This is a genomic window from Christensenella sp. KGMB01412, from assembly GCF_055522415.1.
The window spans coordinates 43,361-68,208 of sequence record NZ_JBVFVW010000006.1 but is presented as its reverse complement, the minus strand read 5'-3'; the positions used below and the strand labels follow the sequence as shown (position 1 = coordinate 68,208).

The following is a 24,848-nucleotide window of genomic DNA, read 5'->3' as shown; positions in this document are numbered from 1 at the left end:
AAATGCTGGAAGACAGAATCAAAAAATTGAAGCAGGTGATCGACCACGCGAATCTTTTGGAGATGAGCGGCACCGTAAAAAAGGTAGTCGGCATGACGATAGAGTCCAAAGGCCCTATGGTCAAAATGGGGGATATCTGCAAAATATTTCCACACAGCGGCGGCGAAGAGGTTCTGGCCGAGGTGGTTGGATTTAAGGATGAGAATGTGGTGCTGATGCCCTTTGGAAATGTTTCGGGCATCGGCGCGGGAAATAAAGTGGTTGCAACAGGCACCGAATATAAGGTGGCGGTAGGAGAAGGCTTGAGGGGAAGAGTGCTTGACGCACTCGGAAGGCCGATGGACGGAAAAGGCCCCGTCGTGACAGACGGGCATTATCCGGTTGAGAATATGCCGCCCAATCCGCTTGAGCGGGTACGCATTAAGGAAATTCTGCCTCTTGGCGTACGGGCGATTGACGGACTTCTTACCATGGGGCAGGGGCAGAGGATAGGGATATTCGCGGGAAGCGGCGTCGGGAAAAGCACCCTGCTGGGAATGATAGCGCGGCGCGCAAGCGCGGATATCAACGTAATTACTCTCGTGGGAGAACGTGGCAGGGAAGTCCTTGATTTTATGGAAAAGGACCTGAAGGAAGAGGGGCTCAAAAAGTCTGTACTGGTAGTGGCAACCTCGGATCAGCCCGCCTTGCTCCGTTTGAAATCCGCGCTTGTAGGAACAGCGATCGCCGAATATTTCCGCGATATGGGATATAAGGTGATGCTGATGATGGATTCCCTGACGCGTTTTGCTATGGCGCAGCGCGAAATTGGAATGACGGTGGGCGAGCCGCCGGTATCGCGTGGGTTCCCGCCTTCCGTATATTCGATGCTGCCAAAGCTTTTGGAGCGGTCGGGTACGTCAAAAAAGGGCAGTATTACGGGAATTTACACGGTACTTGTAGAAGGCGACGACCTCAACGAACCGATTTCGGATACGGTGCGGGGCATTCTGGACGGACACTTTGTACTTTCCAGAAAGCTCGCCAACAACAACCAGTATCCGGCGATTGATATACTGGCGAGCGTGAGCAGGCTGATGACGGATATCGTTACACCGGAGCACCGGAAGATGGCGGGGTATGTCAAGAACATGATGTCGGAATACAATGCGGTGCAGGACCTGATCAGTATTGGAGCTTACAAGCAGGGGGCAAACCCAAGGATCGATACGGCAATCAACCTGCACGAACCGATTCTTGGATTTTTGAAGCAGGAGATTGGGGAAGGTTCCACATTTGAGGAAACGATTGACAGGCTGCGGGAGATAACGGCAGGCACGATGGAGTAATGCGATGAAAAAATTTGTGTTTACACTACATAAGCTATACGACGTAAAGCAGTCGGAGGAAAACCAGAAAAGGGTTGAACTGAAGGGGCTTGACAAGGTGATGACCGGACTGCAAACGCAGCGGGTGGACATGCAGCAAACCTACGATGGACAACAAGCGGTTTATTGCAGGAAATGCAAGACTGGAATGAGTATGACGGAAGTAAAAATGTTTGGGGAATATTTCCAGTACCTGAGCGTTGAAATGAGCAGGAAAGACCGCGAAATTGCGGACTGCAATATAAAAATAGAGGAATGCAGGAAGCAGCTTGCGCGCCTGATGAACGAGCAGAAGGTGCTCGAACGGATGCGCGAGGAGCAGCTTGAGGAATATAAGGCGGAGATCCAGAAGGATAATGATAAGCTCATAGAAGACTTCATGCAGGCAAAAGCGGAAACACTGGCGATTTAAACGGGGAACGGAGAAAGACGTGGCGGTGAATAACAGTCGTGCAGCGGCGCAGGAAAATAACAGAATACAGGGAATACCGCAGGAAGAGGGGCCGAAAGGCAAAAAGAAAAAGCTGAGCGGGAAAGCCGTAGCAGCGATTATTGTGGTCATCCTGATAGCGGGTGGCGGCGCGATGTACTATTTTAACCTTCTTGGCGTGAAAACAAAGGTTATTTCGTTTTTTATTTCCCAGGATTCGCAATACGAAATGATGCTGAGCGAAAAGACGGCGTACGAGCAGGGGAAACAGGAGCTTGAGCAAAAGCAGCAGGAACTTGTTACCAGGGAAAAGCAGTTAAACGAGCGGGAAGCGGCGCTTACGACGCAGGAGGCCGCAAAGAGCACCTCGACACAGGGAGCGTCCGGCAAAGAGGTTGCCTCCGTTTTTGAAAATATGGACAAGAACGCGGCGGCAGGGATTTTTAACAATGTCGCCAGCGACCAGTGGATTGCAAGCGTACTGGGCGCGATGGACCAGAAAAAAGCAGCTGAAATCCTGGGCGCTATGGATTCCGCAAAGGCGGGCAGCGTGGCGCAGCAAATGAATCAATGATTCTCATTGAAATAAAAGAAGTGAGGAAAGGAGGTGAGAAAGGATGATGAAGATAACAAACGTGACGGAGCTTGTAGTGAACACTGCGACCGTTCCGGAAAACGGAAAAACAGACGATGGATTTGCACAGGAGCTCGATAAGGCCAACAGCTCGAAAGCGGAAACCGTAAAAGATGATTCCGTTGCAGCTCAGGAGCCGGAAGAAACGGAAGCTGACGTCGTGCAAAAGGCGCCCGGTGAAAAAGCGGAACCTGAAGAGAAGCAACCCGACGCCGGTCAGGCGGGCCTTGTTGCAGCAGCCGTAGCGTTGCCGCTGGAAAGCATACCGGCGCAGGACGCGCAAACGGTGGAGTCAACGCCAATGCCTGCTGCTGAAGCAGTGGACCGGACTGGACCGTTGCCGCAGCAGACACAACCTGTTTTGCAGGAAGCGGTTGACGTGTTGGACGGTCAGGCGAATGCAGCGGTTGGAAAGCAACCGGAGAAAGCGAGCAGCGAGCCTGAGCAGGCTGCGGTTTTGGTAGACCGCGAGGCGGAGCCGTTTGTACGGCAGGCGCTGAGTGAAGCGGACGCGATTGTACGACAGCAAGCAGGCGGCTCCGGAAAAACAGATCAAACATTTGCCGTCCCGGCATTGCAGCCTGAGGAAACGGTTTCAGGAGAAAGCGAAGAAGCCCGCAGCAAAGAAAAACAGGGCGGCGGTGAAAAAACTGCATTGCAGTCTCCAATGACCGCAAACGTCACAAAAGAAGGCAAGGTCGAGTTCCAGCTTGCAGGAGAGCAGCAGCCGGAGTACCAACAGGTGCAGCAAAAGGAAGAATTGCTGCCAAAGCTGATTGACCAAATCAAGAGCACGGTAACAAAGGAAAAAACGGAATTTTTCCTGCAGTTGAAGCCGGAGCATTTGGGTGGACTTTCGATTCTGCTTTCGGCAGAGGATAAAGGTATTGTGGCAAAGCTGATGACTTCAAGCAAAGATGTGCAGCAGGTGATGCAAAGCGATATGACGGCAATGCAGGAAGCATTGCGGGATAAGGGCATCAATGTGGTTCAGATGGAAGTGATCTACGGTCAGATGACGGATTCTGCTTCCAAGGATAACAGCGGATCGCGGCAATGGAACGAAACAAAGGGAGGCGGCCACGGAGGGGCGCAGGAAAGCATCGAGAGTGCAACAGCGTTTTACGACAATCTGTCTTATTACGATGTACTTGCAGAGCAGGGAGGTTCTGTGGAATTTAGTGCTTAGAAACGCAAGAAAACAGTAATTTTGAAAGGATTGTTTGAGTAATTATGGCAAATACGAGTGCAGTAACACCAACGACGGGCGGCACGAACGGTCCCGTAAACGCGAACAAGAGAACGCCTTCAAGCGAGCTTGGGGAACAGGAATTTTTGCAGCTGATTGCAGTACAGCTCGCAAACCAGGATCCGCTCCAGCCGATGGAGGATACGGACTTTATCGCACAAATGGCTCAATTTAATTCATTGACACAAATGCAGAATTTGAACCAGTCGTTTTCAAGCTCACAGGCATATTCCCTGATCGGCAAATATATCCTTGGGAATGTGACGGATGAAAACGGCACGCAGCAGCAGGTCTACGGAAAGGTAGGCGGGGTAGCCAGCCAGGGAGGCAAGGAATACCTGATGGTTGGCGATTTCTATGTGCCGCTCAGTGCGGTAACGGCGACGTACGACAATGGAATGGATTCCAATGCGCTTACTTCGCAGGCGGCGAACCTGATCGGCAAAACGGTCGAAGCAACGATCGTAAAAGATGTGAAGGATGAAGCCACAGGCGCAATCACACCTCAAAAGGTAACCGTAAAGGGCGAGGTAGAGTATATCACGATCAAGAACACGGGTGAACTCTACGCGAAGCTCAAGGATACGGTGGATGCGGATGGAAATACCGTTAAGGGAGAGGAAGTCCCTGTTTCATATATCACAAAAATCAGTTAATAGACTGACGCATACGGATGTGACGGATATATGGAAGTACAGCAGGTACCACATTATTTGCAATGATGGCAGGGATAATAATGATGGATACAACAATAATTGACATAGAGACAGCATACTAAGGAGGCAGCTCATTATGATGAGAGCACTTTTTTCGGGCGTAACTGGTTTGAAGACACACCAGACTCGAATGGATGTAATTGGTAACAATATTGCAAATGTAAACACACTTGGTTTTAAGAAAAGCGCCGCAAATTTCGCTGACCTTTACAGCGAGACGGTAACGCCGGCGTCCGCACCTTCGGCAACGCAGGGCGGTATTAATGCACAGCAGGTAGGGCTTGGCGTAAACGTTAATTCGATCGTAATCAAGCATACCCCGGGCGCGGCGCAGTATACAGGAAATACGCTGGACCTTGCAATCAGCGGGGACGGATATTTTGTGCTTCGTACCGGCGCGGGAGAGCGGTATTCGCGTGCGGGCAACCTGTCTGTTTCAAGCAACGGCAGCCTCGTAAGCCCCAGCGGATATTTTGTTCAGGGATATAACGCGATCTATCAGCAGGGCACGGCCGGGGACGCATCGACTACGGTGGGCATAACCAACGATACGCAGGTTGCAGGGAAATATGACACCTTCAAATGGACGCCGGATGCGGCAACGGCAAAATCACAGCCTGCCGGAAGTTATACGTTTGAGGCGCAGGCGGACGGAACCGTCAATATGTACAAAAACGGTATCCTGCAGAGCAACCTGAAAATCAAGGCGGCGGACGGAACGGATGCGACAGCATTGACCGCGGGAGATACCTACCATCTTGATACAGGTTTCGGAAAGCTTGAGTTTAACGCCCTTGCAAACGTGGCCGCAGGAGATTTCAACACGTCTGTTTATTCAGATCTCAGCACAGTGATTGACAATATGCGCGTTGAGGTAAAGAACAACGATACGTTTACTGCGGGAAACCGCCTTGGGGATATCATCATTGACCAGGACGTGTATGAAAACGTAACGATCAACGAGGAAGGAGCGGTGATTGCACAGCTCAAGAAGGAAGGGATTCCGATTGGCCCTGACGGACAGCCGATTCCCGGCGCACAGACGATGGCAAAGGGAGAAAAAGTAGTGCTTGGGTATGTGGCGCTTGCTAACTTCCCAAATGTGGAGGGCCTTGAAAAGGTCGCGACGAACCTCTACGCATCTACTGCGAATACGGGCCGCGTATCCTATAACCTCGCGGGCGCGGGCGGCACGGGCAGCATCACGCCTTCGTCCCTTGAAATGTCAAACGTAGACCTTTCAGAGGAGATGGTCAATATGATCACCACGCAAAGGGGATTTCAGGCGAACTCAAGGATCATAACCACCACGGATTCCATGCTGGAGGAACTGGTAAACCTGAAACGGTAAAGGAATAAAGTATGATTGAGGTTTCTAAAATAAGTGGCGAACACTTTATGGTAAACGCGGAAGCCATTGATTTGATCGAAACCATTCCGGACACGCTGATTACTCTGGCATCAGGAAAAAAAATCCTGGTGCTGGAGAAGCCGTCCGAAATTGTAGATGAAATCGTGGAGTACAAACAAAGGATCTATTTGGGTTTGCCCAGGGTAGTGGCGAAGAATTTGGAACAGGAAGGGTAGCAGACCTTAGAACAAACACAGGACTGGCAAGAGGTGTATAGGCTTGAACATTACGATTATTTTAGGCATCGTTATAGGATTTGTAACAGCGGCAATCGGTATGACCAACGGTGGCTCGGTTGGAAATTTTCTGGATCTTGGATCTTTTGCAATCGTTGCGGGCGGTACGATCGGAGCTATTATTGCAGCATATCCGATGGCGGATATGAAAAAAATACCGACGCTGATCAAAATTGCGATCAAAAAAAGCGATACCGATTATTCCAGGCAGGTTGCGGAAATTATTGAGATGGCGAATATCGCGCGAAAAAACGGACTGCTGGCACTGGAGGATAAGCTTGCCGATATCAATGATCCGTTTATCAAAAACGGTGTGATGCTGATTCTTGACGGTACTGATCCGGAGCTTGTCAAAAGCATGATGGAGACAGAGTCGTATTTTATGGACGAGCGGCATTCCAACTATATTTCGATTTTTGAAACGGGATCAAAAGCAGCTCCCGCATTTGGAATGGTTGGTACGCTGATTGGACTGATCAATATGCTTAAAAACCTGACCGGCGACATGGACACCATCGGGCCTTCTATGTCTCTGGCGCTGATCACGACGCTGTACGGCGTGCTTTTTGCAAATCTTGTGTTCAATCCGATTGCGTCGCAATTACGTGCAAAAAACCAGGAAGAGCAGGTCTGCAAAGATATTATCATCGAAGGCATCCTTTCAATTCAGGATGGTGAAAATCCACGCGTCATCGAGGATAAACTCAATGCTTTCATTGCGGACGCGGACCTTAACGGCGGGAAAAAGAAGCCGGAAACCGCCACAGAAGAGGAAGAAGCGGGAGATGACGGCAAATGAGCGATAAAAGGCAGAAGAAAAAGCGCGAGTCAGACGGCGCAAACTGGATGGACACCTATGGTGACTTTGTGACGCTGCTTTTGACGTTTTTCGTTATGCTGTTTGCATCTTCCCAGATGAGTGAATCGAAATGGATTCGTATTGTGGAATCGTTTACCGGGGAACCGGCTGCGTCGATCGTGGAGCCGATTGATCCCTTAAACCCCACATCGGGGTTTGCGCCCAGCGACTATATTCCAAAGGTTACGCCGCGGGATAAGACGGAAGAAGATAAGGCCAGTAATGACAATCCTGAAGAGAACGAATACGACCAGGAGCTTGCGGCGGTATTTAATGACCTGTATGAGCAGCTCCAGCAGTATGTAAATGATAACGGCCTGCAAAACACGATTGCGTTGGAAAAGGAAGGGGAATATATCTATATTACGGTTCTGGACGGAATTTTGTTCGACGAACTAAAGGCCGATATCAGGGATGAGAATGCCGAGAATATTCTGAATAATGTCGCAACTATGATCGCAAATTCGCAAAACAGCGTCAGGGCGATTACGGTACAGGGCCACACGGACAGTACGCCCATCAAAAACACAACGCAGTTCAAGGACAACTGGTCGCTCTCTTCCGAACGTGCGAATGAAGTAAAGCGGTATATGACGGAGCACAGCGATCTGACGGATGACAAGTTTTACACGACGGGGAGGGCGGATCAGGATCCCGTCGCCCCAAATGATACGGAAGAAAACCGGCAGAAGAACCGGCGCGTCAAGTTCATTGTGCAGAGCATGAACGCCCCGCCTGACAAATAAACGGGCATAGAGGTATTGGAAAACGATAACAGCAAAGGATACAGGAAAAGATGAAGAAGAAAATTGTACCGATCATAATTGTGGTAATTGTAGTTGCAGCGGCATTCTTTGTATATTTTAACTTTTTTGCGAATAAAGACGAGACGGATCAGGGCACGACAGGAACCAATTATGAAGAAATTTATTACTATGTTCCCGGTGAATATTTCGTAACAAATATTGTAGACAGCACTGCGCTGTGCAAAACCAGTACCTCGCTTGCGCTTTCAGGTAAGGATCAGACTACTTTCCTGGAAACGAATGTAGCGGTAATCAGAAACGAAATTGTAAAGGTGCTGCGCTCGCATAATGAAGAAGACCTCCGCACTCCGGGGGCAATCGACCAACTGGAGCAGGAAATGACGGCTGCAATTCAGGAGGAGTTACAGCTTACTGACCTGGTGCAGGTTTTTATCAGTGATTTCGTTATACAGTAGCCAGAAAAAGGCCATTACTTATATATTTTACAGCATACAAACAATTCATAGCGCACGCTGTGCGCATGGAAATGTTGTTGCGTAGCAGTTTTATGCAAATGTTGCATGCGCCACAATTTCAGAAACTGCAATAGTCTTTAGGAGGAAGCTAATTGGCGAATGTATTATCGCAAAATGAAATAGACGAGCTGCTGAATGCGCTGAACGCAGGGGAGGACCTTTCGCTTGGCGACGAAACGAACGATCATTCAAACAGCGTGCGAATCTATGATTTTCGAACTGCAAATAAATTTTATAAGGAGCAGATGCGAACCCTTAATGTCGTATATGACAGCTTCGCGTATCTGTTTGCCAATAAACTGACAGGGCTCCTGCACACGGTTTGTACGGTGGAGGTCGTGTCGGTGGAGGAACAAAGCTTTGGCGAATTCAATAATTCGCTTCCCTCGCCCGTTGTGCTTGGGGTGATCGATATGAAGCCGTTTCAGGGTTCGATCCTTGTAGAGCTTTCTTCAACGCTCGTCTATGCGCTGATCAGCAGGTTGTTTGGCGGTGCGGCGGATTATTCGCAAAACGAAAAATCGTTTACGGAAATCGAAATGTCTATTGTGGAAAATATTCTGCACCAGATGATTGGCGTGCTCAAGGAAGCGTGGGAGAAGATCGTGGATGTGCACCCCATCCTGACAAGCATTGAAAACAGCTCGCAGTTTACGCAGATCGCGGCTATGAATGAACCGGCGGCTATTGTTACGATGAATACGAAGCTGGACGAGATTGAAGGAATCATATCCTTTTGTATCCCGCATTTTTCGATCCAGCCGGTGGCAAAGGAACTGAATACCGTAAACTGGACGCTCGCCGATACTGTGACGGAAGCAAAGGAAAGCAAGCAAAAAACACTGGAGGAGCAGCTTAACAATACTTATGTGACGCTGCAGGCCACCTTTAACGAAACAAAGGCGCCTCTTTCTGAAATTATCGGTATGCAGGTGGGGGACGTTATCTGCCTGGATCATGGAATCAGGGACGGGATTAATGTAAGCGTTGAATCGATTCCCAAATTTATGGGTGTGATCGGTACGGAAAATCATAAATATGCAGTACAGGTAGCAAAGATTATCAAGGAGAATGAGAACATTGAGTAATGAAGTTTTAGACCAGGACCAGATTGAGCAGATGCTCGTAGAGGCAGGGCAGGTGAGTGAGGGGCCGGACCTGTTAACGGATGATTATCTGACAAAAAATGAACAGGATCTGCTTGGCGAAATCGGCAATATCTGTATGGGCACCTCAGCCACTACAATGTCTACGCTTCTTGGACGAAAAGTAGGAATCACAACGCCGATGATATCGATCCACACGCTCGATTCCCTGAGCAGGGAGTATCCTGTGCCGCTTGTGGTTTCCGAGGTGCAGTATACCGAGGGGCTTGAGGGAAATAATTTACTGATTTTAAAAGAATATGACGTAGCGCTGATAACAAATCTGATGCTTGGCGATGAGGAGGAAGTGGATCCCGATCATATTGAGCTTACAGAGATACATATGAGCGCTATGGGGGAGATCATGAATCAGATGGTCGGATCTTCGGCGACGGCGCTCGCAGATATCCTGCACAAGCTGGTGAATATTTCCACACCGACCACCAGACGGCTGGTGATGGACAGCGGCGTAGTGTCGGACTCCTTTGCGGATCCGGAAAGCCCGCTTGTAAAGATCAGCTTTAAAATGGAAATCGAAGATTTGCTTACGAGCGAGATTATGCAGATTATACCGGTGGAATTTGCAAAGAGTACGGCGGACAGCGTTTGGCGTCAAATGCAGGAGGACACGGGAATGACGGAAGAGCCATTGACTTCTGTGCCCGCTGCGCAAGTACCGGCGACGCCTGCACAGCAGGCGCAGCCGCAAAGCAACCCGCAGCCTGCCGCCGAATATGTGCAGCCGCAAGGAGATATGCAGCCGGCGTACAACGCTCCGGAAAATAATGTAATCCGGGAACGGCAGAACATACGGGTATCGGAACCGCAATTTCCAAGCTTTAATAATATATCCGGGAACCCGCAGATACCGTCGCTGGACAATATCGAGATGATTATGGACGTTCCGATGAACGTAACTGTGGAGCTTGGTAAAACACATAAAAAGATCAGGGATATTCTTGATTTTAATATCGGATCGGTGATCGTCCTGGACAGAATAGCCGGGGACATGGTGGACATCCTTGTGAATGGAAAGTGTATCGGCAAGGGCGAGGTAGTTGTCATTGACGATAATTATGGAATCCGCATTACGGAAATTAATATGCCAAATGCAAACGATTTGATTTGAGCGGAAATGGGGTAGAACTCTTTGAAAGCTATCGGCAACGAAAATAAAATAAAGCTGCTCATTGTGGATGATTCCGTATTTTACAGGACGGCAATCGCAAATTCGCTGATCAATCATCCTAAAATACAGGTTGTGGGCACTGCGGAAAACCCATTTGACGCAAAGGATAAAATACTTGCCCTGAAACCGGATGTTATGACGCTGGACGTTGAGATGCCAAAAATGAGCGGCATTGATTTTTTAAAGATTATGATGCCGCAAAGGCCGATGCCGGTTGTGGTGGTAAGCTCCGTATCGGGCATTGTTTTTGAAGCGATGCGTGCGGGTGCGGTTGATTTTGTCGCGAAGCCATCCGCCGGCCAAAAAGGATGTCTCGAATCGTTTACCCAGGAAATTGCAGCCAAAATTGTAATTGCATCCAAAGCTTCCATGAAACGATTCCAAAGGCCGGCTAAGCCTGCCGCAAATACAAAAACGGTAAATGTAGCTCCGGGAGTGACTGTGGGTAATCCCCACGGACTGATTGCGCTTGGGGCTTCGACAGGAGGAACGGAAGCGACGAGCGTTATTTTGCGGAGACTTCCTAAAAATATTCCGGGAATGGTTGTAACGCAGCACATGCCGCCGGTTTTTACCAATATGTACGCACAGAGGCTGGATAAAGAATGTGCCGTTTCGGTCAAGGAAGCCGCGGATAACGATGTTGTAAAACCCGGATGGGTGTATATTGCCCCGGGAGACAAACACCTCACGGTTACAAAAAGCGGAAACGATATGGTATTGCATTGCCGGGCGGGGGATAAGGTCAACGGGCACTGTCCGTCGGTGGATGTGATGTTCCAGTCGGTCGCTAAATTTGCAGATCAGAGCACGGTGGGGATTTTGCTCACGGGAATGGGCGCGGATGGCGCGCAGGGATTGCTCGAAATGAAAAATAAGGGCGCATTTACGATTGGTCAGGATGAAGCGACATGCGTCGTATACGGTATGCCGATGGTCGCGAAAAAATTAGGCGCCGTAACAAAGCAAGAGCCGCTCGAGGAGATTGCTCCTGCGTTGATGAATTACCTGGTTGCGGGAAACGTCAAAAAATAAAGCCGCTATGGTTTGATTCTGGAATGGAACTCGCTGTCCTTCTGGCTCAGGAACACCAGTATCTGCGCGACGGCCTCGTACAGCTTGGGAGGGATCGCATCGCCGACGGACAGCTTTACCAGAACGTCCGAAAGGGATTTATCCTCAACGATGGGAATGTTGTGTTCCTCGGCGGACTCAATGATTTTTTCAGCGACATAGCCGGTGCCGAGGGCAGAAATAATTGGAGCGTTGTCACGCTCAGGATCGTATTTTAAGGCTGCGGCCTGTGAGCCCGGTTTTGAATTGGTTTTCATCTGGTACTCCGTATCGGTTGATTGGGAAAACGTATAAATCCCTTTATAGTTTATCGAAGGGATTTGGCAAATGATTAGCGCTTTTGCGTAAGAAAGGGATTACAAATGCAGATATCGGGTATGATGCAGGTTTCTCCTGTGGGAAACGGGAATAAGCCAGGAATTGGCGGCGGATTGTCTGCATTTGAGCGCCTTGCTCCCGGGCAGAGCACACAGGCGCAGGTTGTGGAAGTTTCTGAAGGAAAGCTGACGCTTAAGACCGCAACCGGCGATTTGGTTCAGGCGGATTTCCCCAAAGATTCAGGGATTGTGCCCGGTGACGTTTTAGAGCTGACGCTTGTAACAAAGGGCGAAGGCCGGACGCAGCTCCGCCTTACGGCAATCAATGGGCAGACGGTGAATCTGGAAGCGAACGAAATGCAGGTATACCTGATGAACATGGGGGTGCAGCCCTCGGAAAGCAATACAAAGGCAGCCCAGTTTTTGCTGGACAGGAATGTATTTCCGACAGCGGCAAAAATCAGCACGCTGCTGAAAATAGCGGAGCAGTTTCCGTTGCTTGAGGCGGCGGTGGCGTTTTTCATGGCGGAAAACGAGGTGCCGGTTACAAGGCAGAACGTTGAGACTTTGCAGAGATGGTTTTCACAGCCGCAGCCCATTGGCGATACTGCACAGGAGCTGAGCAATATTCTCGAGCAAATGATAACAAGCGGGCAAACTGTGGAGGAAAAGCCTGATTTTATAGAATCTTTTTTGAACCGTGTTTCGGCTCAGGAAGGGCAGGCAGCAACGAAAAGCATTGCACCGGAAGCGCTGCGCGCTTTGGCACAGCAGCTTTCCGGTCTTGAAGAAGGACAGGCGGTAGCCGCAATACAAAAATTTACAGCGGCTGTGCAGGTGCCGCAGGAGCAGAAAGCAGCCCTGAGCGCGATTCTGGTTGGAGCCTACGAGACCGCAAAACACACACAGGCAGCGAGCGAGGCTCAAATGCCTGCAAGCGAAGCCGCGCCACAGGAACAGGCCGGCATCCAGAAGCAACAGATTGCGGAAGGACAGGAGCAGCCTGCGGGAAGAACAGACAGGCAGACACAGGGAAGCGCCGCAGGAAGAGAAACAGCGGCAGCTACCGGACAGGGGGTTCCTTTACAGGAACAGCCGGTACAGATACAAGGCGGCAACGGTCAGGCTGTACAGGAAGCAAAACAGATCATCCAAGCGCTGGAGAAATTTTTCACACCGGTCAGGCAGGATGCGGAAAATGCGGCAGTGTTGCAGCAGGCGCTTAAAGGGCAACAGGCGCTCGCGGAGAATGTAAGGGAGAACGCGGCAAGGCTGACGGGCGAAGGGGGGTATCTCACGCAAAAAGCGGGAGAAATGTCCTCGCAGATTAAAATCGGCGCAGAGCTGAATCATTTTTATTATTGCCAGATACCCTTTGAAACCGGTGGGAATAAGAACACTGCAGAGCTATATGTGTTTGAACGCAACCGTGGAAAACAGGAGGGTGAGCGCACCCGTATGACGGTGTTGATTGCCCTGGAAACCCAATATATGGGAAGGGTGGAGTCTGTGCTCAGGACGGAAAGCGGGGAGCTTATGGTTGAGCTAAGGGTGGAGAACGAACGCGTGGAACGATTTTTACAGGAAGCCGCAGAGCAGCTAGCCGGCGAGCTGAAAGAAAGCGACTTTAAAATTGGCGGGATCAGCGTATGCCGGATCAAAACGCCTGTAACGCCGCTCAACGCGACGCAAGCGCTTGGAGCAGAAGCGCCAGCAGCACGGGTGGAAGGAATCGATATCAGGATTTGAGTCCTTATAACGGAGGAGAAAATGTCTACGATCAATGGAATCAATTCAAATTTGTATAACGGCACGGCCACGGGTACGTCGCAAAGCGGCTCAAACAACAATATGTTTCTTGAGCTTCTGAGCAGTTACATGGGCTCGCAGGCCGGATCAATCGGGGGCTTTGCTGATTCTTCCTCATCAGGCAGCTCTATGAGCGGGCTTCTTGGCGGAATGGGCGGCTCTTCTTCCATGCTTGGCGGAATGGGCGGCTCTGACAGCAGTATGATGCTTATGTTAATGATGATTTTGTTATCGCAGCAGAAAAGCGGAAACACGAACCTTACCGGCAGCACGGGGACGACGTCGCAATGCCAGCATTATTTTGTGGATTCTTACCAGAATGCAGCGCAGCAAGGAATACCAAGCTCGTCCTGGCTGCCGTCCAATCCATCGCTTACCAACCATGTCGGAGAACGCAGCGCACAGGCGTACGAAAGCGTGATCGATCAGTTTGGAGTGGAAACGAATGAACGCTACCGTGTCAATAAAAACGGTACAGGAGATACATACTGCAATATTTTTGCGTGGGATGTGACGCGCGCGATGGGGGCGGAGATACCCCATTTTATCAATGCGGCGACGGGCGTGCCTATGGCCTCGGCAGGCGCGAATGCGAAAGAGCTTGATGCGAACGGCGTGAACGACTGGCTGAACGGTAATGGAGCCGCTTATGGATGGAGAAAAGCAACCGCTGAGGAAGCGCAGCAATATGCGAACGCAGGGATGCCCGCGGTAACATCGTGGAAAAATCCTTCGGGGCACGGACACCTGCAGGTGGTGAGGCCATCCGCAGACGGAACTTACGACCAAACGCGTGGAGTCGCGATCGCACAGGCGGGCAGGCAGTTGATTCGCAACGGATATTGCTCCGACGCATATAGCAATAATACGATGTCACAAATCGACTATTTTGTGCATATTTGAAGAAAAGCATTAAAGTTTTTGGCAAACAATACGATATAAACAGTGTAAGACCGTTTGTTTACCAAACGAAATGTTTTGAAAGGAAGTATGAATTATGGCAACAAATCCAATCAGTTCTTATTCCACGTCGAGGATTACCGGACTCATCTCTGGAATGGATACCGACTCGTTGATTGAAAAAGCGATGAAATCGGAGCAGGCAAAGCTTGACCGTATGTATCAGAGCAAAACGAAGCTGGAATGGAAACGGGACGCATATACGGACATTAATACGAAGCTTTTGGAATTCAGCAATAAATATATGAGCCAGACAAGCGCGGATAATATATTCTCTACGAATGTATACAAGGCTTATAAAATCAGTATTTCAGATAAATACAGTTCATATTTTGACATCAAAGGCACGGCAAACGCCACGATTTCAAACCATAAAATTACAAAAACCACGCTGGCGGAATATGCGACGGTGAATGGGGCGAAGTACAGGAACAGGGTTGCGGGGCTTACGGGAACGGCAAATTCGAATTCGCTTGCATCGGTTTCAGGCACAAAAAAGCTTGGAGCGGACTGGCAGGACCAAAAGTTAAGCGAGCTTACCTATGAAGACGGAACCAAAGTATTCAATTTTTCAAGCTCGGGCGATAAGCTTTCCTTCTCTGTCAATGGACAGACGTTTGTGTTTGACCAGGACGAGAAAATGACGGATGTGCTGGATTCGGTGAGTGGAAATCCGTCCGCCAAGGCAAAAATGTCGGTTGTGGGAGGACAGATTCATTTTGAAAGCACGGTAAAGGGCGAAAAAACAGCGCTTGTATTCGCAAATTCCGCCGGCCCTGAAGTATTTGGCAAAAACGGGGCGTTTGGAATTACGGATACCACAATTAAAGCCAAAAGCCTGATCAATGAGGATATGACGCTCGGGGAGATCGCTACGGCGACCGGTAAGGACCTGGGATTTGATGCCAGTGGGAAAATAAGCTTTGAAATCAATGGAGAAACCTTTACCTTTGAACGGTCAGATACGCTAAAATCCGTGTTGCAGACTGTAAATGACAATACGGACGCCAAGGTTACGATGACCTACGACCAGGAGAAGGATCAGTTTATGCTGCGCAGCGATGTGACAGGAACGGGTACGGAGGTTTCCGTATCCAATAAGACGGGAAATTTCTTCGGGAATGATGGCCTTACGGGCATCAAGGAAGATACAACGACAAAATATCAAACCATTGACCGCGGAACAGACACCATTGCGACAGCCGCGGCAAAAATGGGCATTGACCTGCAGCTTGATTCGGAAGGCAAATTCAGTTTCACTGTAAACGGAGTGGATTTTTCTTTCAACACTACCGATACGCTGCAGACAATGATCAATAAAGTGAACGGAAACGAAGAGGCGAAAGCAAAGCTTACTTACAGCCAGATTACAGATTCGTTTGTTTTCACCAGTAGTGAAACAGGGCGCGATGCAACGGTAACCGTCGCAAATAAAGACGGCGCGAACGCATTTGGCGGCGCTGATTCCTTTTTTGGGACGGCTGAAGCAAGCTCGCGCGGAACAGACGCGACGATTGAAATCGACGGGGAAACCATCACACAATCCTCCAATTCCTTCGTGCTCGATGGAATGGAGTTCACGCTCAAAACGGCGTTTGACTCTTCAGATCCGAAGGTGGCGGAGCTTGGCCCGGCTTCTTTCTCGGTGGAGCAGGATATCGATAAGGTGGTTGATAAGGTCAAGAAATTTGTAGAAGATTACAACAAGCTTGTCCAGTCCCTTTACGAACAGATTACAGAAGAGATTGATTATGATTATTCGCCGCTTTCCCAGTCCGCACGTGCCGACTTGTCTGAAGATGACCTGAAGCAGTGGGATGAAAAGGCAAAACAGGGCATATTGAGGAACGACAGCGTGGTCAATAACCTTCTGTTCGGCATGAGGACAAGCCTTTTTGAGGCGGTAGGGGATACAGGGCTTTCGGCCCATGACCTCGGGATTTCCACGATTGCTTACAGCAAGGAAAAGTATGGCGGGCAGCTTGAATTTGACGAGGATAAATTCCGGGAAATGATGAAAAAGGATCCGGATGCGGTCGCAAACGTTATGGCGGCTACCTCAACGGCTACGGACAGCAAGGTTGAACACGCGCAGTCAGGCCTTATTTCCCGTTTTTTCGACCAACTGTCTGATGCAAGGAGTACGATTCGCAGCACGAACCTGAAAAATACCAACCAGCAGATCAGCGATACGGAAACAAAAATGAGCGACCAGCTGAAGAAGATGTATGAACAGCAGGAGGCGCTATACAATAAATTTGCAACGATGGAGACGTTGATGTCACAGTATCAACAGCAAAGCACCTGGCTGACGCAGCAGATATCGTCGCTCAATTCACAGCTTGGAAGATCGTAAGCGCAATTTGGCGGATAAAAACTGCGTGGCAATTACGAAAATAGTAGGAGGAAACAGCTTTGTACGCAACTGCAAACCTGCAAAACAGGTATAAACAGGAATCTGTAACCACGGCCAGTCCGATTGATTTGGTCATTATGTTATATGAAGGCTGTATTAAACAGCTGAAACTGGCAAAGATATTACAGGAAAACAATGAGTCCGGCAAAATACTGGAATGCTTTGAAAAAGCGGAGAACATCATTTTAGAGCTTGTAAGGAGCCTTGATTTGAGGTTTGACGTATCAAAGGACCTGCTCGAGCTTTATCAGTTTATGATAGACGAGATCGTCCAGGCGGGCCTTACGAGGGATATGGAACGAATTGATCCTGTAATCGGAATGCTGACATCCCTCTGCGAGGCATGGGGAGAAGCAAAAGGAAGCGTGGATGGAGATGTGTTCAGTGAAAGCGGAGCGGAATAATGATGAAGCCGCATGGAAAGCGGCAACTGCACTTTTGCAGGATTTTTTAAAGCTGACAGAGGAAATTTCGACGCTTTTGACCGGGGAGGTTGACGAGCCCGGCGATGTGGAGAAAAAGCTCGATGAACGTGCGGAAATCATTCGGAAGATACAGGGCTTGAATTTACGCACGGACGATGGAGATGCAGGCCAGGAAGTGCAAAAGCACAGGTGGCTTTACGGGCAGCTGCTCGAAAAAATTGAAAAGGCAGAGGACGCCAACAAAAAACGGCTTTCAGAGATCATGCAACAGCAAATGAAGCAGATGCGTGAGACAACCAGGTCTATCAGGACGATAGACGCGTATAACAAACAAATGCAGGAAGTGGAGATGCCTGATGAGCAAGTGCCGCTCAAATAGCAAAGGGAAAAGATGAAGGTTCAGACAATCAACAGCCTGTCGATGGAGACCATTGCCAGAAACGATGCGGAAATTTCAAATCCGCTGGATGGGGAACTGGTTTTCCGGAGCCAGATGACAAAGGAAACCAATTCCGCATATATGAAGCACGTCAGCCAGCTGGTTGCCGACATTGAGAAACAGGGAACAAAGCTTGGGCAGCGCGCAGATATGGGCGAGCTGCAAAAATACAGGGAGATGATTACCAGACTGATCAATGAAACCGTGAGCAATGGGTTTGCATTCTGCAAGGAAAGCAAATTTGGCGTGAATGGGCGCAGCAAGATATTTGCCATGATCAAAACGGTAAATGGAAAGCTGGACGGTATGACAAAAAAACTGCTTGAGCAGGAAAAGGAGAATATCAGCTTTTTGGATGACATCGACGACATACGCGGCTTGTTGGTGGATATGTTTTTATAGAAGAGACTACAAATTGATATGACGAGGATTGTATGCAGCTAAAAGAACAAGAGTTTCATCGCCTGCGCGATTATATGTACCAGAATTTTGGAATCAACCTCAGTGAGAAAAAGCTTCTTATTGAGGGAAGAATGGCAAATGCGCTCAAACAAAAGGGCTTTCATTCTTTTGGAGAATTTATCGATCATCTGGAGAAGGACGATACCGGCGAGGATGTGTCCATGCTCGTTACAAAGCTTACGACCAATTTCACGTATTTTATGCGGGAGGAACAGCATTTTGATTTCATGAAAGAAGTTGCACTGGCTGAAAGCGTTGCAAAAATACGTGACGGAAATCTTTGCATATGGAGCGCGGGCTGTTCGTCAGGCGAGGAGCCATACACGATTGCGATGCTCATTGACGAGTATTTTAAAGGAAATAAAAGAGGACTCGATACGAAGGTGCTTGCGACCGATATTTCAGACAAGGTATTGCGCATCGCAAAAACAGGAGTGTATAAGGATGAACGGATGAACCGCATGCCGCCTTACTGGAGCAAAAAGTATTTCAGGAAGGCAGGAGACGACACCTATGAGGTCAAACAGGAAATCAAAAACGAAGTAATTTTCCGCAAATTTAACCTGATGGAGCCTGTATTCCACTTTAAGAGGAAATTCCACATGATTTTTTGCAGGAATGTAATGATCTACTTTGATTCGCAGACAAGGGGAAGACTTGCTAAAAAGTTCTATGACAGCCTGCATCCGGGAGGATATTTGTTCATCGGCCTTTCGGAGACGCTGATCAATAATGAGACGGATTTTGAGTATGTCAGGCCGTCGATTTACAGGAAGAAGTAAACGGAGGAAAGCAGATTGGGAATTGAAAATGTACAGGCGAGGGTTGGGGAAATCCAGGCGCGTATTCAGAGCGTTTTAGGGACTCCAAACGCACAGTTCCAATCGATCCTGCAGGATAAGCTTGGAGTATCGCAGCAGACAACCACGCAGGATACTGCGGATACTGCTTCGGCACAGACGGCGCTTTATAACACGCTGACGCAGGATACGGGTGTGCCAACGGGAAGATATTGCGCGAAATGCGGTACGCCGGAGCTCATGAGCAGTTACGGCGCATCCTATACGGCTGCCGTAGATACAAGCGACGGTATGATTGAAAAAGCCGCGCCCTATATGGATATTATCGAAGAAGCGTCGCAAACGTACGGCGTTCCCGTAAACCTTATTATGGGGATTATCAAGGCGGAGTCGGATTTCAATCCACAGTGCGTGTCAGGCGCGGGAGCGAAGGGACTGATGCAAATCATGCCGGAGAACGCTCGGGAATTTGGCGTAACCGACGTGTATGATGCACGTCAAAATATATTTTGCGGCGTCGACGAGGTAGCCCGCCTGATCGATAAATACGACGGGGATGTAAAATTGGCGCTTGCAGCCTACAATACCGGCCCCGGCAATATCGCAAAACGCGGCGTAACGAGCAGCAACAGCCCGGAATATCTGACCGTACCGCAGTCAATCAGGGATTATGCGGACAGGGTGCTTGGTTATGCAGGGCTCAGGACATTGGTGTAAGGAGAGGTTTATATGCAGTCATATATTGTAAAACAACCGATCCACAATGAAGAGAATGAATTGTGGGCATATGAAATCCTGTATGTGGACGAAGGAACAGGAATGGGAATCGTTGGGGATTCCAATGCGGCAAATGCCGTGGAAACGTTATTGATGCAGTTCCAGAGCGGCGATTTTCTGGAGGGGAAAATTGCGTTTGTTAATTTTACGCCCAACCTCCTGTTCCGAAATGTGCCGCGCATATTTGATCCGGATAAACTCGTAATACAGATCGATGAGGATGTCCTGCTGAATCCGCTGGCGGTTAAAATCGTACAGAAATATAAAAAACAAAACTATAAAGTAGCGCTAAAAGGCTTTGAGTTCAACAGCCGGTATCTGACTGCACTTGATTACGTAGACATCATTAAACTCAATTTCGCAAGGGGGCTTGCGTCGCTTGATAATATTGTAGAAATCGCAACAGGTCTCAAAAAAGAGATCGTCGCTTACAATATCAACGACCAAAAGGCATTGGACGCTGCAAAGCATCTGCATATCAGGTTTATGCAGGGGCCCTACATAGCGACGGTGTTGCCGGAAAAGACCAGGAATATGCAGCATTTGCAGGGGAATTTCCTGCAGCTTATGGCGGCGGTTACGAGGGACGAAATTAATTTTGACGAGGTAGAGGAGCTTGTATCGCGGGATGTAACGCTTACGTATGCTCTCTTCAAGCTTGTGAATTCGGCATATTTTGCCTTGCGCAAGAAGGTGTCCTCTGTGCATCAAGCGCTGGTGGTGCTTGGTATGGGACAGCTCAAGCAGTGGATTTACCTGATGAGCTTCCGTTCGGACGCGCAAATGCCTTCTGAATTTATCAAGGTGTCGTTCCTGCGTGCGAACCTGTGCGCAGAGCTATTGTTACTCGCGCAGGATATGCCGCTTTCCAAATCGGAGGCATACCTTATGGGGATGTTTTCCACGCTGGGCAATCTTTTGGATATGCCGCTTGAAGAAGCGCTTGGGCAGCTCAACCTTTCAGACGTTATCATAGAAGCGCTCCTCGAAAAAAAGGGACGTGCGGGTACGCTGTATAGCCTCGTGCTGCATTACGAGCAGGGAAACTGGGTTGAAATGTCCAATAACGCGCAGGAACTCGGCATACCGGTGCATGTAATTTCGCAAAAATACTTCGAATGTATCGATATGGTGAACGAGATGTGGGACAGCGTTCTGGGGTAATGCGAAAAAGATAAAAATTGTGCTAAAGTTTTTTGGAAAAGTGACGATAAAAGAAACTAGAGAACGCAACACAAGTTACCTGGCGCGGCAATCCTAGGCAGCGGCGCAACAGAAACAATATGCTGCGATTTCATAATAAAACGGCAAGATGCCAAAAAAGAATCAGGAGGATTCAAAAATGAGGATTCAGAATAACATTATGGCGCTTAACACACAGCGTCAGTACACGATCAACAACGATAACGTAGCCAAGAGCGCTGAAAAGCTTTCGTCCGGCTACCGCATCAACCGCGCGGGCGACGACGCTGCAGGACTTGCGATTTCTGAGAAAATGCGCAGCCAGATCCGCGGCCTGAACATGGCGACAAAGAATTCGCAGGATGCGATTTCGCTCGTACAGACGGCTGAGGGCGCGCTGCAGGAAACGCACTCCATGCTGCAGAGGATGAACGAGCTTGCCAACCAGTCCGCTACAGGCACCAACCAGGAGCTTGACCGTAACGCGCTTGCAAAGGAATTCGAGCAGTTAAAGCGCGAGATCAACGACGTTGCAGAGCAGACAACCTTCAACAACATGAAGATCCTCGACGGCTCCCTTTCCTATCAGGGACCGCAGAGAAGCGCGCAGACAGCGGGCGTGAACGTGACGGAGACGGTGGACGCTGCGAATAACGGCGTTATGACTACGGAAGTGACAACCAAGGGCCAGGCGGCTGTTACGGCTGTAAAGGCGAAATACGAGATCGATTTCACAGGTACGACTGCAGTTGATAATGCACAGGGTAAGGTTACGATTGGCGGGAAAGAGCTTACATGGACTGCTGGCGCAGGCGATACTTTATCAGATAACCTTGACGATATCGTAACAGCTTACAATGCTTCCGGCGATCCGATTCTGTCTGGCTATACGGCGACGAAAGATGGTAACAAGATTGTTCTTGAAGCGGATACTGCTCAGGCGGATCCGAATAAATCTGCAATCATGGGTACGACAAGCGGCTTTGGCGGCGGAAAAGCTGTTTCTGAAGTGACAAAAGGTGTTGACACGGTCGCTGCTGCACAAGGCGTAACGACGGCTAAGGTAAAAGCGGAAGACCTGAAAGTGGGCGACCAGATTACGATCGGTGGCAGGAAGTTTGAACTGATCGCTGCAGGTGATGCGGCTCAGACAGGCAATGTCGGTATCGAATGGGATTCCAGCAAAACGCTTGCGGATCTCGTGACAGCGCTTGACGGTGGTATGAACGATGTTACCGTTGCAGCGACAGCTGCTGGAGATGGCTTCACAGTAACGCAGGACGTAGCTGGCACTGGCGAATATGGCGTGAAATTCACGGCTGCTGCAGCAACGAAATCCACAGTTGAGCTTGACACAGTAAAGCTCAAGAGCGGAGATACGATCAGCATCAAATCGAACGGTACGGAATACACCTATGAATTCCAGTCGGGCGATACGGTGACAAACATTGCACAGGGCCTGAAAGACGCTGCTGGCAACGTGCTGAACGCTCAGATCAAGGGCTCGGCATTCATCGTGGACGGCAAGGTCGATACGTCGGGCTTCACACCGGTGACGGAAACGAAATTTGACGCGATCCGCATCCAGGTCGGCGCTCTGGAAGGCGAGCAGCTTTCCGTTTCGATCGACTCGATGAACACGAAAGGCCTTGGCCTTGACGGCATCGAAATCAACACACAGGATGCTGCCGGAAAAGCGATCACCGCCACAAGATCGGCAATCGACAAGGTTTCCGACCAGAGGGCTGCGCTTGGTTCCATGCAGAACAGGCTGGATCACAAGATTTCCAACCTGAAGGTTTCGGCAGAAAACCTGACGGCAGCTGAAAGCCGTATCCGCGACGTGGATATCGCTTCGGAAATGACAGAGTTCACGAAGAATAATATCCTTGCACAGGCTTCCACAGCGATGCTTGCACAGGCGAATTCTCTTCCGCAGAACGTTCTGTCCCTGCTCAGATAAGTTTGGGCTGAGAGGTTCTGAAAAAGTAAGGGGAAAGAAGCCTGAAACCCTTTTGGTAAAAGGCTTTCTTTCACCGGATCATAAAGCCGCGCGGCGGGGGAAACCCTGCTGCGCGCTTTAGGGTTTTCCGGGAAATTCATGATAGCAGTTTGCCAAAAGGCTGGTTACAGGCTTTTGGTATCAATTACAAATGCAAGAGATTTGCACAATTTGCATTCAGTGAAATCGCTGTAAAAAGCGGGAAAGGGGGATGAACATTTATGGCATATGTATTCACAAGAGACCTGGAAACGGGTAACGCTAAGATCGATTCGCAGCACAAGGAATTGTTTGATGCGATGAACAAACTGGAGGCTGCGTGCTCGCAGGGCAAGGGACGCGTTGAGGTAGAAAAGACGCTGCAATTTTTAAGCGACTATATTACAAAGCATTTTGGTGATGAGGAAACGCTGCAAAGGCAGTCGGGTTATCCTGATTTTATGAAGCATAAGGGCTATCATGAAACATTTAAAAAAGTGGTGGCAGATATTGCGGCGGAATACAAAAGGGATGGCTCGTCTATCGTTTTGGTGGGCAAGGTAAACGCAAAGGTAGGAATGTGGCTTTTGAACCACATTAAGCGTGAGGACGTGAAGCTTGGGCAATACCTGAAGAGCAAAAATATGTAAGTGTGAAGGGAAGCGGTAAGGGGCTATGGATGAAAATGGTGCAAAGCAGGGAATCCTGCTGGAATCCGGGACAAATGAAATAGAAATCATGGAATTTACGATCGCCGGCAATACCTTTGGGATCAACGTGGCAAAGATCAAAGAGATCATGATGCCTTCACCAGTCAAAAAAATGCCGCATGTACATCCGGCGGTTGAGGGGGTATTTAAGCCGAGGGACATAGTGATTACTGTGATAGACCTTCCGGCATACCTCGATATGGACGAGGAACACGATAAGGATAAGGACTTATTCATTATAACCAATTTCAACATGATGAATATTGCGTTCCGCGTGCATACAGTAGAAGGAATTGACAGAATTTCGTGGAAGGACGTCGATAAGCCTGATAAAACAATCTATGGCGGTATGGAAGGAATTGTGACCGGACTTGCACAATACGGCGGGAGGCTGATCTCTGTACTTGATTTCGAAAAGATTGTGGCAGATATCGCGCCGGAGACGGGCATTCAGTTATCGGAGATCGATAAGCTCGGCGAGCGCATGAGGGACGAGAGGCCGATTTTAATCGCGGAGGATTCGTCGCTGCTCGCGGCAATGATAACAGAAGCGCTCCACAAAGCGGGCTATACCAATACGGAACGCTGCGACAACGGGCAGGAAGCGTGGGATTACCTGTGTGAAGTGAAAAAATCCTGTGAAAATGGAGCGCCTGTTTTGGAGCGTGTCGCGTGCCTCATAACGGATATCGAGATGCCAAGAATGGATGGGCATCACCTGACAAGGCTTGTGAAGGAAGACGCCATTTTGAAAAAAATACCGGTCATCATTTTTTCTTCGCTTGTCAATGACGAAATGCGTATTAAGTGCAAAGAGGTCGGGGCTGACGAACAGCTCTCCAAACCGGAAATCGGTCATTTGGTTTCGGTGATCGACCATCTTTTGGCCGAATGCGAAAAGGCGGACGAAAACGTTTGACAGAAAATTTGAAATCGGATATACTTGGTATAGTATGATATAATATTGCAATAGCTATA

The 24,848-nt window shown here is 49.1% G+C and carries 26 protein-coding genes; 25 read left to right on the top strand and 1 reads right to left on the bottom strand.

Annotated features, from left to right (window positions below):
- Window positions 1-2: 2 nt before the first annotated feature.
- The 13 genes from fliI (at window position 3) to ACS5WU_RS10510 (ending at window position 11,553) form a co-directional block, all read left to right on the top strand.
- A complete protein-coding gene (gene fliI / locus ACS5WU_RS10570) occupies window positions 3-1,328 on the top strand; it encodes a flagellar protein export ATPase FliI (RefSeq protein ID WP_302760145.1) in 1,326 nt (441 codons plus the stop codon).
- 4 nt (window positions 1,329-1,332) lie between these two features.
- The gene (gene fliJ, locus ACS5WU_RS10565; protein ID WP_046442881.1) at window positions 1,333-1,779 is read left to right on the top strand and encodes a flagellar export protein FliJ; all 447 of its coding nucleotides are present in this window, start codon (window positions 1,333-1,335) and stop codon (window positions 1,777-1,779) included.
- Between the two features lie 25 nt (window positions 1,780-1,804).
- Window positions 1,805-2,371: a MotE family protein gene (locus tag ACS5WU_RS10560; RefSeq protein ID WP_131924818.1), complete on the top strand. Its 567-nt coding sequence runs from the start codon at window positions 1,805-1,807 to the stop codon at window positions 2,369-2,371.
- A 43-nt stretch (window positions 2,372-2,414) separates the two neighbouring features.
- Window positions 2,415-3,620: a flagellar hook-length control protein FliK gene (locus ACS5WU_RS10555; RefSeq protein ID WP_302760144.1), complete on the top strand. Its 1,206-nt coding sequence runs from the start codon at window positions 2,415-2,417 to the stop codon at window positions 3,618-3,620.
- A 44-nt stretch (window positions 3,621-3,664) separates the two neighbouring features.
- Window positions 3,665-4,336: a flagellar hook capping FlgD N-terminal domain-containing protein gene (locus tag ACS5WU_RS10550; RefSeq protein WP_082674821.1), complete on the top strand. Its 672-nt coding sequence runs from the start codon at window positions 3,665-3,667 to the stop codon at window positions 4,334-4,336.
- Window positions 4,337-4,472: 136 nt separating this feature from the next.
- Window positions 4,473-5,747, top strand: a complete 1,275-nt coding sequence (locus tag ACS5WU_RS10545) for a flagellar hook protein FlgE (RefSeq protein ID WP_046442878.1) — start codon at window positions 4,473-4,475, stop codon at window positions 5,745-5,747.
- A gap of 11 nt (window positions 5,748-5,758) precedes the next feature.
- Entirely contained in the window at window positions 5,759-5,983 is a 225-nt protein-coding gene (locus ACS5WU_RS10540) for a flagellar FlbD family protein (RefSeq protein ID WP_046442877.1), read from the top strand.
- Between the two features lie 43 nt (window positions 5,984-6,026).
- Window positions 6,027-6,842, top strand: coding sequence for a motility protein A (locus ACS5WU_RS10535; RefSeq protein WP_302760143.1), 816 nt, complete (start codon window positions 6,027-6,029; stop codon window positions 6,840-6,842).
- The gene (locus ACS5WU_RS10530; RefSeq protein ID WP_046443812.1) at window positions 6,839-7,648 is read left to right on the top strand and encodes an OmpA/MotB family protein; all 810 of its coding nucleotides are present in this window, start codon (window positions 6,839-6,841) and stop codon (window positions 7,646-7,648) included. The genes ACS5WU_RS10535 and ACS5WU_RS10530 overlap by 4 nt, the downstream gene beginning before the upstream one ends.
- Window positions 7,649-7,698: 50 nt before the next feature.
- A complete protein-coding gene (locus tag ACS5WU_RS10525) occupies window positions 7,699-8,124 on the top strand; it encodes a flagellar basal body-associated FliL family protein (RefSeq protein ID WP_302760142.1) in 426 nt (141 codons plus the stop codon).
- Window positions 8,125-8,276: 152 nt separating this feature from the next.
- Window positions 8,277-9,272 (top strand): flagellar motor switch protein FliM, encoded by a 996-nt coding sequence (fliM, locus tag ACS5WU_RS10520; RefSeq protein ID WP_046443814.1) that lies wholly within the window; start codon window positions 8,277-8,279, stop codon window positions 9,270-9,272.
- Window positions 9,265-10,458: a flagellar motor switch phosphatase FliY gene (gene fliY, locus ACS5WU_RS10515; RefSeq protein WP_052740490.1), complete on the top strand. Its 1,194-nt coding sequence runs from the start codon at window positions 9,265-9,267 to the stop codon at window positions 10,456-10,458. The genes fliM and fliY overlap by 8 nt, the downstream gene beginning before the upstream one ends.
- A gap of 21 nt (window positions 10,459-10,479) precedes the next feature.
- Window positions 10,480-11,553, top strand: coding sequence for a protein-glutamate methylesterase/protein-glutamine glutaminase (locus ACS5WU_RS10510; RefSeq protein ID WP_320606849.1), 1,074 nt, complete (start codon window positions 10,480-10,482; stop codon window positions 11,551-11,553).
- 5 nt (window positions 11,554-11,558) lie between these two features.
- Here ACS5WU_RS10510 and ACS5WU_RS10505 read toward each other — a convergent pair whose 3' ends face one another.
- On the bottom strand, window positions 11,559-11,849 hold the full coding sequence (locus ACS5WU_RS10505) for an EscU/YscU/HrcU family type III secretion system export apparatus switch protein (RefSeq protein WP_046443817.1): 291 nt from the start codon (window positions 11,847-11,849) through the stop codon (window positions 11,559-11,561).
- Between the two features lie 105 nt (window positions 11,850-11,954).
- Here ACS5WU_RS10505 and fliK point away from each other — a divergent pair, with 105 nt between their 5' ends.
- The 12 genes from fliK to ACS5WU_RS10445 all read left to right on the top strand — a co-directional run bounded on the left by fliK (window position 11,955) and on the right by ACS5WU_RS10445 (window position 24,789).
- On the top strand, window positions 11,955-13,658 hold the full coding sequence (gene fliK, locus ACS5WU_RS10500) for a flagellar hook-length control protein FliK (protein ID WP_302760141.1): 1,704 nt from the start codon (window positions 11,955-11,957) through the stop codon (window positions 13,656-13,658).
- Window positions 13,659-13,679: 21 nt separating this feature from the next.
- On the top strand, window positions 13,680-14,621 hold the full coding sequence (locus tag ACS5WU_RS10495; protein ID WP_302760140.1) for a hypothetical protein: 942 nt from the start codon (window positions 13,680-13,682) through the stop codon (window positions 14,619-14,621).
- A 94-nt stretch (window positions 14,622-14,715) separates the two neighbouring features.
- Window positions 14,716-17,034: a flagellar filament capping protein FliD gene (gene fliD / locus ACS5WU_RS10490; protein WP_320606850.1), complete on the top strand. Its 2,319-nt coding sequence runs from the start codon at window positions 14,716-14,718 to the stop codon at window positions 17,032-17,034.
- Between the two features lie 59 nt (window positions 17,035-17,093).
- Entirely contained in the window at window positions 17,094-17,498 is a 405-nt protein-coding gene (gene fliS, locus ACS5WU_RS10485; protein ID WP_302761469.1) for a flagellar export chaperone FliS, read from the top strand.
- Window positions 17,464-17,898, top strand: a complete 435-nt coding sequence (locus ACS5WU_RS10480) for a hypothetical protein (protein WP_131924812.1) — start codon at window positions 17,464-17,466, stop codon at window positions 17,896-17,898. Before fliS ends, ACS5WU_RS10480 begins: the two co-directional genes overlap by 35 nt.
- Window positions 17,899-17,910: 12 nt before the next feature.
- On the top strand, window positions 17,911-18,360 hold the full coding sequence (locus ACS5WU_RS10475; RefSeq protein WP_046443821.1) for a YaaR family protein: 450 nt from the start codon (window positions 17,911-17,913) through the stop codon (window positions 18,358-18,360).
- 32 nt (window positions 18,361-18,392) lie between these two features.
- Complete coding sequence (locus ACS5WU_RS10470; protein ID WP_046443822.1) at window positions 18,393-19,202, top strand: CheR family methyltransferase; 810 nt, start codon at window positions 18,393-18,395, stop codon at window positions 19,200-19,202.
- A gap of 15 nt (window positions 19,203-19,217) precedes the next feature.
- A complete protein-coding gene (locus ACS5WU_RS10465) occupies window positions 19,218-19,937 on the top strand; it encodes a lytic transglycosylase domain-containing protein (protein WP_302761466.1) in 720 nt (239 codons plus the stop codon).
- Between the two features lie 12 nt (window positions 19,938-19,949).
- Window positions 19,950-21,161, top strand: coding sequence for an EAL and HDOD domain-containing protein (locus ACS5WU_RS10460; protein ID WP_302761464.1), 1,212 nt, complete (start codon window positions 19,950-19,952; stop codon window positions 21,159-21,161).
- Between the two features lie 178 nt (window positions 21,162-21,339).
- Entirely contained in the window at window positions 21,340-23,142 is a 1,803-nt protein-coding gene (locus ACS5WU_RS10455; protein ID WP_302761462.1) for a flagellin N-terminal helical domain-containing protein, read from the top strand.
- A 260-nt stretch (window positions 23,143-23,402) separates the two neighbouring features.
- The gene (locus ACS5WU_RS10450; RefSeq protein WP_046443825.1) at window positions 23,403-23,810 is read left to right on the top strand and encodes a bacteriohemerythrin; all 408 of its coding nucleotides are present in this window, start codon (window positions 23,403-23,405) and stop codon (window positions 23,808-23,810) included.
- Between the two features lie 25 nt (window positions 23,811-23,835).
- Complete coding sequence (locus tag ACS5WU_RS10445) at window positions 23,836-24,789, top strand: chemotaxis protein CheV (protein WP_302761460.1); 954 nt, start codon at window positions 23,836-23,838, stop codon at window positions 24,787-24,789.
- Window positions 24,790-24,848 lie beyond the last annotated feature (59 nt).

Excerpts from the sequence above, each read along its gene's own strand:
- fliD (WP_320606850.1), top strand. The coding sequence starts at position 14,716 with ATGGCAACAAATCCAATCAGTTCTTATTCCACGTCGAGGATTACCGGA.
- ACS5WU_RS10525 (WP_302760142.1), top strand. The coding sequence starts at position 7,699 with ATGAAGAAGAAAATTGTACCGATCATAATTGTGGTAATTGTAGTTGCA.
- fliI (WP_302760145.1), top strand. The coding sequence starts at position 3 with ATGCTGGAAGACAGAATCAAAAAATTGAAGCAGGTGATCGACCACGCG.
- ACS5WU_RS10475 (WP_046443821.1), top strand. The coding sequence starts at position 17,911 with ATGAAGGTTCAGACAATCAACAGCCTGTCGATGGAGACCATTGCCAGA.
- ACS5WU_RS10495 (WP_302760140.1), top strand. The coding sequence starts at position 13,680 with ATGTCTACGATCAATGGAATCAATTCAAATTTGTATAACGGCACGGCC.
- ACS5WU_RS10470 (WP_046443822.1), top strand. The coding sequence starts at position 18,393 with ATGCAGCTAAAAGAACAAGAGTTTCATCGCCTGCGCGATTATATGTAC.
- ACS5WU_RS10450 (WP_046443825.1), top strand. The coding sequence starts at position 23,403 with ATGGCATATGTATTCACAAGAGACCTGGAAACGGGTAACGCTAAGATC.
- ACS5WU_RS10455 (WP_302761462.1), top strand. The coding sequence starts at position 21,340 with ATGAGGATTCAGAATAACATTATGGCGCTTAACACACAGCGTCAGTAC.
- ACS5WU_RS10460 (WP_302761464.1), top strand. The coding sequence starts at position 19,950 with ATGCAGTCATATATTGTAAAACAACCGATCCACAATGAAGAGAATGAA.
- ACS5WU_RS10555 (WP_302760144.1), top strand. The coding sequence starts at position 2,415 with ATGATGAAGATAACAAACGTGACGGAGCTTGTAGTGAACACTGCGACC.
- fliK (WP_302760141.1), top strand. The coding sequence starts at position 11,955 with ATGCAGATATCGGGTATGATGCAGGTTTCTCCTGTGGGAAACGGGAAT.
- ACS5WU_RS10505 (WP_046443817.1), bottom strand. The coding sequence starts at position 11,849 with ATGAAAACCAATTCAAAACCGGGCTCACAGGCCGCAGCCTTAAAATAC.
- ACS5WU_RS10445 (WP_302761460.1), top strand. The coding sequence starts at position 23,836 with ATGGATGAAAATGGTGCAAAGCAGGGAATCCTGCTGGAATCCGGGACA.
- ACS5WU_RS10550 (WP_082674821.1), top strand. The coding sequence starts at position 3,665 with ATGGCAAATACGAGTGCAGTAACACCAACGACGGGCGGCACGAACGGT.
- ACS5WU_RS10540 (WP_046442877.1), top strand. The coding sequence starts at position 5,759 with ATGATTGAGGTTTCTAAAATAAGTGGCGAACACTTTATGGTAAACGCG.
- ACS5WU_RS10480 (WP_131924812.1), top strand. The coding sequence starts at position 17,464 with ATGGAGATGTGTTCAGTGAAAGCGGAGCGGAATAATGATGAAGCCGCA.
- ACS5WU_RS10530 (WP_046443812.1), top strand. The coding sequence starts at position 6,839 with ATGAGCGATAAAAGGCAGAAGAAAAAGCGCGAGTCAGACGGCGCAAAC.
- fliJ (WP_046442881.1), top strand. The coding sequence starts at position 1,333 with ATGAAAAAATTTGTGTTTACACTACATAAGCTATACGACGTAAAGCAG.
- ACS5WU_RS10545 (WP_046442878.1), top strand. The coding sequence starts at position 4,473 with ATGATGAGAGCACTTTTTTCGGGCGTAACTGGTTTGAAGACACACCAG.